The sequence below is a fragment of the Cuneatibacter caecimuris genome (genome assembly GCF_004216775.1).
Classification (GTDB): Bacteria; Bacillota; Clostridia; order Lachnospirales; family Lachnospiraceae; genus Cuneatibacter; species Cuneatibacter caecimuris.
The window spans coordinates 101725-114269 of sequence record NZ_SGXF01000006.1 but is presented as its reverse complement, the minus strand read 5'-3'; the positions used below and the strand labels follow the sequence as shown (position 1 = coordinate 114269).

The following is a 12545-nucleotide window of genomic DNA, read 5'->3' as shown; positions in this document are numbered from 1 at the left end:
AAAAGAATCAACTGTGGTAAGAATTGACAGACAACGCCGGAAATGTTAGGATGATATGGTAATCAATGAATGAGATGGAGGTATTTGCGTTGAGCAGTGCGGTATATGAAAAGTTGCAGAAGGCATACCAGAGCATACAGAAGAAGATTCCCTTTGTACCAAGGACAGCTTTGATTCTGGGGTCAGGGCTTGGGAATTTTGCAGAACGGTTTGATCAGGAAGCGGTGATTGATTATCACCAGATAGAGGGATTTCCTGTTTCCACTGTGGAAGGGCACAAGGGGAGGTTCATTTTTTCCCATATCGGGGGAGTGCCTGTGGTGATGATGCAGGGAAGGGTTCACTACTATGAGGGCTATGATATGAATGAAGTGGTGATGCCTGTGCGCCTGATGAAGCTGATGGGCGCAGAAAAGCTGTTTCTGACCAACGCGGCCGGAGGACTGAATCCTGATTTTGCGGCCGGAGACTTTATGATAATCACAGATCAGATTTCCTGCTTTGTACCCAGCCCGCTGATCGGAGCCAATGTCAATGAGCTGGGGACGCGTTTCCCTGATATGAGCCATATCTATGACCCGGAACTTCAGAAAATTCTCCGGGAAGAAGCGGACCGGCTGCAGATCCCGGTGAAACAGGGTGTTTACGTTCAGCTCACAGGGCCTAATTTTGAAACGCCGGCAGAAGTCCGTATGTGCAGGCTGCTGGGCGGGGATGCTGTAGGCATGAGCACCGCCTGCGAAGCGGTTGCCGCCAATCACATGGGGCTGAAGATCTGCGGAATCTCTTTTATCTCCAATCCGGGCTGCGGGCTGACAGAGTCTCCCCTGTCCCATGAAGAGGTACAGCAGGCGGCGGATCAGGCGGCGCCTAAATTTGAAAAGCTGGTGGAAGCCTGCATTCAGAGGATGTGAACCATGAAAACCAGAATATATGGAGGAAAGCTTCTGACCAGGCCGGGCGTATCTCAGGCGGCGGAAGGGGAAGTCTGGATTGAAGACAGCAGGATTCTGATGGCAGGGCCTGCGGACCGGAAAGCGGCGGAACTGGCGGGGCCGTGGGATGTGGAGATCAACGCTTCCCGCTGTCTGGTGCTGCCAGGTTTTAAAAATGCCCATACCCATTCCGCCATGACCTTCCTGCGCTCCTACGCGGATGACCTCCCTTTGCAGGAATGGCTGACCAGGGCTGTTTTCCCTCTGGAGGCAAAGCTGACGCCTGAAAACATCTATGACTGCAGCAGACTGGCTGTCATGGAATATCTCAGCAGCGGAATTACGGCAAATTTTGATATGTATTACGAAATGCCTGCCGCAGCAAAAGCTTCTGAGGACTGCGGTTTCAGGACTGTTTTCTGCGGCGGGGTCAATGATCCCTATGGCAGCGCGGAAGAGATCACTGCCCTGCTGAAAGACTGGTATGAGAGGCTTAACGGGAATCACCCGCTGATCTCTTTCCGCCTGGGCTTTCATGCGGAGTACACCACCTGCGCCGAAAATCTGAAGGCCATTGCGGAATTGGCGCAGGAACTGAAGGCGCCTGTCTACACCCATAATTCTGAAACCAGAAGAGAGGTGAAGGAGTGTGTGGGGCGCTACGGAATGACGCCCACTGCATACCTGGACAGCTTGGGAATGTTTGATTTTGGCGGGGGAGGATTCCACTGTAATTATCTGTCAGAAGAGGATATAGAGATTTTCCGGGAAAGAAAGCTGTATATCGTGACAAATCCTGCCTCTAACTGCAAGCTGGCCAGCGGAATCGCACCGCTGGTAGAATATGACAGGGCGGGGATCGGCCTGGCCCTGGGTACCGATGGTCCTGCCAGCAACAACTGCCTGGACATGTTCCGGGAGATGTTTCTGGCCACGGCCCTTCAAAAGCTGTCCAGGCATGACGCATCCGCTATGGACGCTGGGAGGGTACTGCGGATGGCCACCGAGGGAGGAGCGATGGCCATGGGCCTCACAGACTGCCTGGAATTGGCTCCGGGACAGCAGGCCGATCTGATCCTCATTGATCTGGACCAGCCCAATATGCAGCCGGAATATCACCTGGACAAAAACCTGGTGTACAGCGGCAGCAAATCAAATGTGAAGCTGACTATGGTAGCCGGAAAGGTGTTATATGAGAACGGGGAGTACCATATCGGCGCGGACCCGGAAGAAATCTATGCGCGCGCAGGGCGTGTGCTGTCTTAAAGGAGAATGACTGGATGGATTCATGGATTTATATTGCGCTGCTGTTTGGCATTGTGCTGGCAATTACGGTACAGGCGTCCTACAGCAACAAACAGCGGAAAGTGGAGCAGCTTCGGAAGATCAGGCGTTCCTGGGGTAAGCTGCCGGAACGGGAATATGAGTACAGCGAATTTGAACAGCTGACCCATTACTTCCGCAAAACCCGGAAAGAGGGAGAATTTGCCATTGATGATATTACCTGGAATGATCTGGATATGGATTCTGTGTTCATGGCGCTGAACGCCACACAGTCCTCCGCCGGGGAAGAATATCTCTACAAAGCCCTCAGAATGCCTGTATTTGACGAAGAGGTTCTGAAAGAGCGGAGCAGGCTGGCAGATTATTTCAGGGATCACAAAGAAGAGCGGGAGAAAATGCAGCTGCTGTTTGTGGATGTGGGAAAAACCAGAAAACTGTCCCTGATCGACTACGCGCTGAACCTCAACGACCTGCCGGATTCCAACAATGCGTTTCATTATGGCTGCATCATGCTGATTGTGGCCTCTATTGTGGGCTTTTTTGCGAATATTGTGCTGGGAGTGCTTCTGCTCGTGGGCTCGGCAATATTCAATGTAGCAACCTACTACAGGGATAAAGGAAAAATTGAAAAGTATTTCACCTGTATCGCATATATTGTCCGTCTCGTAAAAAGCAGCGAGCGGATCAGCAAAGAAAAAATCCCGGAGCTGCAGCCTTATTTCGACCGGCTGGCGGAAGGGGCCAAGCCGCTGCATTCTCTGGTCAGTGATTCTGCCTATATCGGGCCTGCCAATGTGATGAAGGGGAGCCTGGGAGATATCATAATGGATTATGTGCGGATGTTTTTTCATATCGACCTGATCAAATTTAATTCCATGAAAAACAAGATTCAGGGACATATGGAATCTGTTCAGCAGATGATCGACGTGATCGGCCAGCTGGAGCTGGGCGCGGCGCTGGCTTCCTATCGGGAAACCCTGCCTTTTTACTGTCATCCGGATTTTACTTATGGGAAAAAGACGCTCCTTCAGACAAAGGATCTGTTCCATCCGCTGATTTCCGACCCCGTGGCCAACAGCATCAACGAAAACCGCTGTGTGCTTCTCACCGGCTCCAATGCCTCCGGCAAGTCCACATTTTTAAAAACAGTAGCAATCAATGCCGTCCTGGCGCAGACCGTGTACACTGTACTGGCGCATAACTATCACGCCAACATGTTCCGGGTTTACTCATCCATGGCGTTAAGAGACGACCTGGCCGGAAATGAGAGTTATTATATTGTAGAAATCAAATCGCTGAAAAGGATTTTGGACGCAAAGGATGGGGATTATCCGGTGATGTGTTTTGTGGATGAAGTCCTGCGCGGGACCAATACAGTAGAACGTATCGCCGCGTCCACAGAGATCCTCAAAGATATGAGCAGCTCCGGAATGATGTGCTTTGCAGCGACCCATGATATTGAACTGACACATCTGCTGGAATCCAGGTACTCCAATTATCATTTTCAGGAGGAAATCAGGGATAATGATGTGAAATTTAATTATGTCCTTTACAGCGGCAGAGCGACCACCAGAAATGCCATTAAACTTCTGGGAATTATGGGGTATGATGAGGCTGTAATCCGAAAAGCAGAAGATACTGCCAACCGTTTTCTGGAAACAGGCAAGTGGACTGCGGAATGAGGGAGGAAATATGCTGGTAACAATCTATACAGACGGCTCGGCCAGAGGAAACCCCGACGGGCCGGGAGGATATGGGACTGTGCTGCAGTTTGTGGACAGCGCCGGAACGCTGCACGAGAGGGAGCTCTCCTGCGGTTATGTGCGGACCACCAATAACAGGATGGAGCTCATGGCCGCTATCGCAGGGCTGGAGGCCCTGAACCGCCCCTGCCAGATAGAGCTGTATTCCGATTCTCAGTATCTGGTCAATGCCTTCTCCCAGCACTGGATCGACGGCTGGCAGAAAAAAGGATGGAAGAGAAGCGGGAATGAACCGGTGAAGAACGTGGATCTGTGGAAAAGGCTTCTGGCCGCCATGGAGCCTCATGAGGTGCATTTTCATTGGGTGAAAGGGCATGCGGGACATCCTGGAAACGAGAGGTGCGACCAGCTGGCCACGGCTGCCGCGGACGGGACAAAACTGCTTGTGGATCCGGGCGTCTGAGGCGGAAAAACCCTTGAATGCTCAGAATTTTTGTGTTAAGATATTATATCAGTGTTACGGATACTGAAGGAGGACTTTAGAGATGTCTACAAATGTATATGACGTCCTGACGGAGCGCGGCTTTATCGAGCAGTGCACGAACCCGGACGAAGTGAGAGAACTGCTGGGAGGAGAGCCTGTAACTTTTTATATCGGGTTTGACGCTACCGCGGACAGCCTGACGGCAGGCCATTTTCTGACCATTATGGCTATGATGCACATGCAGAGGGCAGGGCACCGGCCCATCGCGCTGCTGGGCGGCGGGACTACCATGGTAGGCGATCCCACCGGCAAAAGCGATATGCGCAAAATCATGACCAGAGAGACAATCCAGCACAATGCGGACTGCTTTTACCGTCAGCTGTCCCGTTTCATCGATTTTTCCGACGGGAAGGCGCTGATCGCTAACAATGCGGACTGGCTGCTGGATCTGAATTATGTGGAATTTTTGCGGGAGATCGGCGTGCATTTTTCTGTCAACCGCATGCTGACTGCCGAGTGCTATAAGCAGCGTATGGAGCGGGGGCTGACCTTTTTTGAGTTCAATTATATGCTGATGCAGTCCTATGACTTCTGGAAGCTGAATCAAGACTACGGATGTACCCTGGAAATGGGAGGCAACGACCAGTGGTCCAATATTATCGGCGGCGTGGAACTGATCCGCAGGAAGGAACAGAAGCCGGCGTACGGACTGACATTCAAGCTGCTGACCACCAGCGAGGGCATCAAGATGGGTAAAACCATGAAGGGCGCGCTGTGGCTGGATCCTGAGAAAACCTCTCCTTATGAATTTTTCCAGTACTGGAGAAATATTGAAGACGTGAAGGTGGAAGAGTGCCTCGGGCTTCTCACATTCCTGCCCATGGAAGAGGTTCGGCGCCTGGGCGCGCTGCAGGGCGCAGAAATCAACCACGCCAAAGAGGTTCTGGCTTATGAGATCACCAAGATCGTACATGGTGAAGAGGAAGCAAAGAAGGCGCTGGAAGCCGCCCGTGCAATGTTTGCGGGGCCTGGAAACAGCGACGATATTCCTACCACTGTTTATTCCGGAAGGGAGATGGAGGAAGGCGTGGATCTGATCACCATGCTCATCGCCGCTAAATTCTGTAAAACCCGTTCTGAGGGAAGAAGGCTGATCCTGGACGGCGGGGTTTCTGTTAATGGAGAAAAAGTAACTGATTTTGCCAAGGTTTATACAGCTGCCGATCTGGACGAAGAGGGCGCTTTGCTGATTAAAAAAGGGAAAAAGGGCTACCATAAGATCAAAGCAGAATAAGGAGGTTTTCAATGGAGTTTTGGGGTGAAGTGTTAAATGAGGCGGTTAAATTCATCTTTCTGGCGGCTATGGCGGGAGCGGGGATTTTTGCAGGTAAAAAACTGCGGGACCGCAAAACAGCCAAAGAGGCTGCCATACAGGCTGCAAAAGAGCAGGACTGACATAGGAGAACAATGGAGGCACAATTACCATGAAAAAATATGGTGTTAATGAACTGCGGCGCATGTTCCTGGAATTTTTTGAGAGCAAGGGACATCTGGCGATGAAGAGTTTTTCGCTGGTGCCGCATAATGATAACAGCTTGCTGCTGATCAATTCCGGCATGGCGCCGTTAAAGCCTTATTTTACCGGACAGGAAATCCCTCCCAGAAAGAGGGTGACCACCTGTCAGAAATGTATCCGCACCGGGGATATTGAGAATATCGGCAAAACTGCCCGCCACGGCACTTTCTTTGAAATGCTGGGGAACTTTTCCTTCGGCGATTATTTCAAGACTGACGCCATCCGCTGGTCCTGGGAATTCCTGACAGAGGTTGTGGGGCTGGATCCCGACCGCCTGTATCCTTCCGTCTATCTGGAGGATGACGAGGCCTTTGATATTTGGAATAAAGAGATCGGGATTCCGGCGGAGCGGATTTACCGTTTCGGCAAGGAAGATAATTTCTGGGAGCATGGAGCGGGTCCCTGCGGCCCCTGTTCCGAGATCTACTATGACCGGGGCGAGCAATATGGCTGCGGAAAGCCGGACTGCCATGTGGGCTGCGAGTGTGACCGCTTCATGGAAATCTGGAACAATGTGTTCACCCAGTTTGAAAATGACGGCCACGGCAATTATACAGAGCTGAAGCAGAAGAATATCGATACCGGCATGGGGCTGGAACGCCTGGCTGCTATTGTGCAGGAGGTGGATTCCCTGTTCACTGTGGACACCAATAAGGCTCTTCTGGATCAGGTCTGCAGGCTGGCCGGTACGGAATATCAGAAGGATCATAACAAAGATATATCCCTGCGTATTGTAACGGACCATATCAAGTCCTGTACCTTCATGATTTCAGACGGCATCATGCCTTCCAACGAGGGCAGAGGATATGTGCTGCGCCGTCTTCTGCGCCGCGCCGCCCGCCACGGCAGGATTCTGGGCATTCAGGGAAAGTTCCTGGCAGGGCTGTCCAATACGGTGATCGAACTCTCCAAAGACGGATACCCGGAGCTGGATGAGAAGAAAAATATGATTTTCAAGGTTCTGTCCGAGGAAGAGGACAAGTTCAACCGGACCATCGACCAGGGGCTGGAAATTCTGGGACAGATGGAAGAAGAGATGAAGGCGTCAGGCGTATCTGTGCTTTCCGGAGAGAACGCCTTTAAATTGTACGATACTTACGGGTTCCCCATCGACCTGACGAAGGAAATTCTGGAAGAAAAGAATTTAACCCTGGATGAAGAGGGCTTTGACAGGTGCATGCAGGAACAGCGGGAAAAGGCCCGGGCTGCCAGAAAGACCACCAATTATATGGGCGCGGATGTGACAGTGTATCAGTCCATTGATCCGGCTGTCACCACGGAGTTTGTAGGTTACGGCCGGCTGACTCATGATTCCGAGATTACAGTGCTGACTACGGAGAATGAAATTGTAGAAGCTCTGACGGACGGACAGGCGGGAACCGTGTTTGTTAAGGAAACCCCTTTTTACGCCACCATGGGCGGACAGCAGGCAGATGTGGGCAGGATCTTTACAGACAGCGGAGAATTCCTGGTAGAGGATACCATCCATTTGCTGGGCGGTAAGGTAGGCCATGTGGGCCGCATGACCCGCGGCATGCTGCAGGCCGGGGAGAAGGTTACGCTTTCTGTATGCAGCGAAAACCGCAGCGATACCGCGAAAAATCACAGCGCCACCCACCTGCTTCAGAAAGCTCTTCGCATGGTGCTGGGGGATCATGTGGAGCAGGCCGGTTCCCTGGTGACAAAAGACAGGCTGCGTTTTGACTTCACACATTTTTCCGCTATGACGCCGGAGGAAATCAGGAAGGTGGAAGAGATCGTCAATAAAGAAATCTCAGATTCCCTCCCGGTGGAGACAGATGTGATGACCCTGGAAGAAGCCAAAAAGACCGGCGCCATGGCGCTGTTCGGTGAAAAGTATGGAGAAAAGGTAAGGGTTGTCCGCATGGGGGATTTCTCAACTGAGCTGTGCGGCGGCACCCATGTGCCCAACACCAGCGCGATTTCTTCCTTTAAGATTGTTTCCGAAGCGGGAATTGCCGCCGGCGTGCGCAGAATTGAAGCCCTGACCGGGCGCGGTCTGATGAAATACTATGAAAACCTGGAACAGGAAGTACATGCTGCAGCGGCAGCGGCCAAGTGCACGCCTGCAAACCTGAAGGATAAAATCAATGCGCTGATGGAGGAGATCAAATCCCTGCATGCTGAGAACGAGAAGTTAAAGAGCAGGCTCGCCAATGAGGCTGTGGGCGATGTGATGAGCCAGGTGCAGGAAATAAAGGGAACGAAGCTTCTGGCCCTGCAGGTGTCAGATGTGGATATGAACGGACTGAGGAACCTGGGAGACCAGATGAAGGAAAAGCTGGGCGAAGGCGTGGTGGTGATCGCTTCTGTCCAGGACGGAAAGGTCAACCTGATCGCTTCCGCAACAGAGGGAGCTATGAAAGCAGGCGCTCACGCAGGCAACCTGATCAAAGGAATAGCAGGCCTGGTGGGGGGCGGCGGCGGAGGCCGTCCGAATATGGCCCAGGCGGGCGGCAAGAACCCTGCCGGCGTGCCGGATGCGCTGGGAAAGGTGCCGGAGGTGCTGGCTGGACAGATTCATTAAATTCAGATGAAAAAAGTTTTAAAAATCTGTTGACGAATTCTGAAAATGTGGTATAATCTTATCAGTGCGTTAAAATACCCAAACAGTTGTATTAGCACAATACACAACTGGAGGGAGGTTAGGTGTGAGCTATGTCTAATGTCATCGTTAAAGAAAACGAGAGCTTAGATAGTGCATTGCGCAGATTCAAAAGAAACTGTGCAAAGGCAGGTATCCAGCAGGAGATCCGCAAGAGAGAGCACTATGAGAAGCCCAGCGTAAGACGTAAGAAGAAGTCTGAAGCTGCAAGAAAGCGTAAGTATAACTAATTTGCTTTGTGCTATGAAATCCCCAGTCTGCAGGCTGGGGATTTTTTCGTTTAATAAAAAACTGCGTTCCCTATGAAACAAAACCCTCCGGGGATGCGTACTGCGCGCTTAGGAAACTCCGTTATTTTATTGACACGGGCAGCTGCCTATGATAATCTATATGGTATATAGCACAAAAACAAACTTTAAATCGGAGAAAAAATATGAATATTGAGCAAATCACAGAAGCGGCCGGCCGCATTCAGGAGAATATTTCCCGTGTGATTGTGGGAAAAGAGGAGACGATCAGCCTGATCCTCACCGCGCTGATCGCCAGGGGCCACGTGCTGCTGGAAGACGTGCCTGGGACAGGAAAAACCGTTCTTGCCAAATCCCTGGCCCGGTCTGTGGACGCAGAGTTCAGCAGAATCCAGTTTACTCCGGATCTGCTGCCTTCCGATGTGACCGGGCTGAATTATTTTAATCAGAAGGAGAGCGAGTTTGTGTTCCATCCCGGCCCGGTTTTCTGTAATATACTGCTGGCGGATGAAATTAACCGCGCTACGCCCAGAACGCAGTCCAGCCTGCTGGAGTGCATGGAGGAATGCCAGGTGACGGTGGATGGAGTGACCCGAGAGCTGTCCCGGCCCTTTTTTGTGATCGCTACACAGAACCCGGTGGAAACAGCAGGAACCTTCCGTTTGCCCGAAGCACAGCTGGACCGTTTCCTGATGCAGCTGTCCATGGGCGACCCTTCGGCAGAAGAGGAAATCGCTATTATGAACCGGTTTATGGATCATTCTCCCCTGGAGACCCTGGAGCCGGTCTGCAGCCGCCGGGAACTGCTTCAGCTGCAGCGTTCTTATTCAGAAGTTTATGTCCATCCTTCCCTTCTGGATTATATCCAGAGAATATCCGCGGCTACCCGCAGCAGCGGTGAAATAGAGTTCGGCGTGAGCCCCAGAGGCACGCTGGCGCTTTTGCGGGCGGTACAGTCCTATGCCATGATTTCCGGCAGAGACTATGCGGTTCCTGAAGATGTGAAATCCCTGGCCGTACCGGTTCTGGCGCACCGCCTGATCCTGTTCGGAGGCTTTGGAAAAACAGCGGAAAATGAAAAGCTCATGGCGCAGATTCTGGAACAAGTATGGGTTCCCACAGAGCAGTGGAGGAGATAAAGTGCCTTTATTATATGCTGCCATCGGCGCCGCCCTTCTCTACATACTCCAGGAGAAACTATACAGAAAATTCTGGGATCTGGGGCTGGACGCCAACATCAAATTTGCGGAGACGGCGGTAAAAGAAGGGGACAGCTGCGTGCTGCAGGAAGTGGTGAGCAATCAGAAATGGCTTCCCCTGCCGCTGCTGCATGTGAAGTTCCAGCTCCACCGTAAGCTGGTCTTTTTAGAAGAAGAAAATATTTCCCAGTCAGATCTTTACTATAAACACGACGTATTTTCTCTGCTCCCTTACCAGCGCATTACCAGAAATATAAAGATTCAATGTACCGGCAGAGGATATTATGAAATTACCAGCGTCAGCCTGGTCTCCACAAACCTGTTTTTTGCCGGCAGTCTGGCCTGCAATCCGGAATGCGGCGCATATCTCTATGTCTATCCCGTAAAATCCTCTCTTGCGGCTCTGAAAATACCTTTCAGAAAAATGATGGGCACTGTGCTGACAGACCGCCGCCTCTATGAGGACCCATTTGAATTCAGAGGAATACGGCCTTACCAAAGCTATGATTCCATGAAGGATATTAACTGGAAAGCTTCTGCAAAGACGGGGGAGTGGAAGGTAAACCAGCATCATGATACTTCCAGCCAGGAGGTGCGGATTCTGCTGAACCTGGAAGACTGTGGCGTACGGGTTCACGAAGACCTGCAGGAAGAGAGCATTCGTATAGCTTATACGCTGCTGGAATGGTTTGTCAAACAAGGAGTGGAAACCGGGATTTACTCCAACGGAAGGGATATTCTGACCCGCATGCCTGTGGAGGTGCCAAAAGGAGCGGGCGGACCCCATGCAGAAACCGCTGCCAGGGCTTTGGCAAGGTTAGATCTGAGACAGAAAAAAGACGCTTTTTCGGGTATTTTGTCCGAAACAGGGAACAGCGGGGACGCTCTCCTGGTACTGGTGTCTTCCAATCAGGGCAAAGACCTTCAAAGAGAAGCGGACAGGCTGAGCAGAAACCCAAGAGGATTTTATTGGATCGCGCCGGTAAATGAAGAAATTCCCAGAGAAATTTCTCTGCCCGCAGAAAATTGTTTTTATCTGGAGGTGAACGCCAATGAAAAGAATTGAAAAGGCAGAAGGCGCGCTTCATTACCTGGAGGCGGCCGGACAATTTTTAATGCTTTACGGAATTTACCAGCTTCTTTACTGCGGTGTGGAAGGAAATGATTTTAATCAGCCCTTCAGAGGATTGTGGCTTGCCGCTGCGGTATTGTTATTTGCGCTTCTGAGGATCTATGCGCGGCAGTTCATACTGTTTTTTGCAGGACATTTTCTCGCGGCAGGAACAAGCTTTTTTCTGGCCGCTACGCTGCTTGGGGAATACCCGGTGCTGGTGCTGGTATTTCTGGCTGCGGCGGCTGGAATATCTGTATGGCAGCGCTATAAACTGGATATCAGCAATTCCAGCTGGATCATGCTGGCCTATGCGGTCCTCTTAGTGGCTGCTGCAGCATTCGCTTATGTCAAAGAAATGGAAACCGTCTGGAAGATCAATTATGTCTGCGGTTTTCTTCAGATCCTTCTCATGCTGGTCTTTCATAATAAGTGCGAGGCCAACAGATTTGTAAAAATGAACCGGGATACCGCCAACCTTCCTGCGGGGCAGATGATCCGGGTCAACCGGATGATGATGGGGATTTATACCATTCTTGGCCTGGCGGTTATGGGCATTTTTTCATTCTTACCCTTCAACCGGCTGTTTTCTGCAATCGGGCAGGGACTGCTGTCAGCCATACGTTTTCTGGTAAAACTGATTTTCCGGGAGGGCAGTGGGGAAGCAGTTTCCGAGGAAATGATCGGGGAGGCGGCTTCTCCTCCTGTTATGGAGCCTTCCGACCCTTCTGCTTTTTTAGAGGCGCTGTCAAAGCTCATCGGTGTGATCGTTGCCATAGCCTTGGTGATCGGGGCGGCTGCGGCTGTCCTCTATCTGTTCTCCAGGCTGTACCGGGCCTTTTACGAAAAACAGCAGACGGATGGAGATCAGAAGGAATTTATCGGCCCACCGGAACAGGCAGAGAAAGAAGGGCGCAAAAAGAGGGAGGCCCGCCTGCCGTTTTTTTCCGGAAACCGCAGCCAGAAAATGCGCCGGATCTACCAGCGTCTGATTCTGGAACGCACAGGGGGAAAGAAACCAATACCGGAAACCAGCACGGCAGAAGAACAGTCGCGGCTGGCGGAGATTGACGGAGAGGAAAAACGCAGGGAACTGGTGGAACTATACAGAAAAGCAAGATATGGCAGAGAGCTGTGCAGTGAAGAGGATCTGTCCCGTATGAGAGAACTGAGAAAGGCGTTGAAACACTCCCGGCAGAGTTGACAAGACCTTGATAGAAGAGTAAAATAAAAAAGTATTTGATGCTGCAGGAGGGAATGGTTTGAGCTGTAGAAACTGTTACAGGAAAAATGAATTATCATGGAAAAGGGCAGGCGCTGGCCTGCTTTTTTGATGCGCTTTATTCTGATAATGAATTACTACATTGGGAAAGAAGGAT

General features: G+C 51.3%; 11 protein-coding genes. All 11 read left to right on the top strand.

The window, feature by feature from the left end:
* Positions 1 to 89 precede the first annotated feature (89 nt).
* The 11 genes from EV209_RS13340 to EV209_RS13290 all read left to right on the top strand — a co-directional run bounded on the left by EV209_RS13340 (position 90) and on the right by EV209_RS13290 (position 12370).
* Complete coding sequence (locus EV209_RS13340) at positions 90 to 914, top strand: purine-nucleoside phosphorylase (RefSeq protein WP_130436055.1); 825 nt, start codon at positions 90 to 92, stop codon at positions 912 to 914.
* A 3-nt stretch (positions 915 to 917) separates the two neighbouring features.
* The gene (locus EV209_RS13335) at positions 918 to 2201 is read left to right on the top strand and encodes an amidohydrolase family protein (RefSeq protein WP_130435970.1); all 1284 of its coding nucleotides are present in this window, start codon (positions 918 to 920) and stop codon (positions 2199 to 2201) included.
* 14 nt (positions 2202 to 2215) lie between these two features.
* Entirely contained in the window at positions 2216 to 3901 is a 1686-nt protein-coding gene (locus EV209_RS13330; protein ID WP_130435969.1) for a MutS-related protein, read from the top strand.
* Between the two features lie 10 nt (positions 3902 to 3911).
* Positions 3912 to 4385, top strand: a complete 474-nt coding sequence (gene rnhA / locus EV209_RS13325) for a ribonuclease HI (protein ID WP_130435968.1) — start codon at positions 3912 to 3914, stop codon at positions 4383 to 4385.
* Between the two features lie 82 nt (positions 4386 to 4467).
* Complete coding sequence (tyrS, locus tag EV209_RS13320; RefSeq protein WP_130435967.1) at positions 4468 to 5700, top strand: tyrosine--tRNA ligase; 1233 nt, start codon at positions 4468 to 4470, stop codon at positions 5698 to 5700.
* 11 nt (positions 5701 to 5711) lie between these two features.
* On the top strand, positions 5712 to 5861 hold the full coding sequence (locus EV209_RS13315) for a vanadium nitrogenase (protein WP_130435966.1): 150 nt from the start codon (positions 5712 to 5714) through the stop codon (positions 5859 to 5861).
* Positions 5862 to 5890: 29 nt separating this feature from the next.
* Complete coding sequence (alaS, locus tag EV209_RS13310; protein ID WP_130435965.1) at positions 5891 to 8530, top strand: alanine--tRNA ligase; 2640 nt, start codon at positions 5891 to 5893, stop codon at positions 8528 to 8530.
* A 131-nt stretch (positions 8531 to 8661) separates the two neighbouring features.
* Positions 8662 to 8838, top strand: a complete 177-nt coding sequence (rpsU, locus tag EV209_RS13305) for a 30S ribosomal protein S21 (RefSeq protein WP_005603101.1) — start codon at positions 8662 to 8664, stop codon at positions 8836 to 8838.
* Between the two features lie 203 nt (positions 8839 to 9041).
* Positions 9042 to 9995 carry an AAA family ATPase gene (locus EV209_RS13300; protein WP_130435964.1) on the top strand — a complete coding sequence of 318 codons (954 nt, stop codon included), beginning with the start codon at positions 9042 to 9044 and terminating at the stop codon, positions 9993 to 9995.
* Position 9996: 1 nt separating this feature from the next.
* Positions 9997 to 11121 carry a DUF58 domain-containing protein gene (locus EV209_RS13295; RefSeq protein WP_165388932.1) on the top strand — a complete coding sequence of 375 codons (1125 nt, stop codon included), beginning with the start codon at positions 9997 to 9999 and terminating at the stop codon, positions 11119 to 11121.
* Positions 11108 to 12370: a DUF4129 domain-containing protein gene (locus EV209_RS13290; RefSeq protein WP_130435962.1), complete on the top strand. Its 1263-nt coding sequence runs from the start codon at positions 11108 to 11110 to the stop codon at positions 12368 to 12370. The genes EV209_RS13295 and EV209_RS13290 overlap by 14 nt, the downstream gene beginning before the upstream one ends.
* Positions 12371 to 12545 lie beyond the last annotated feature (175 nt).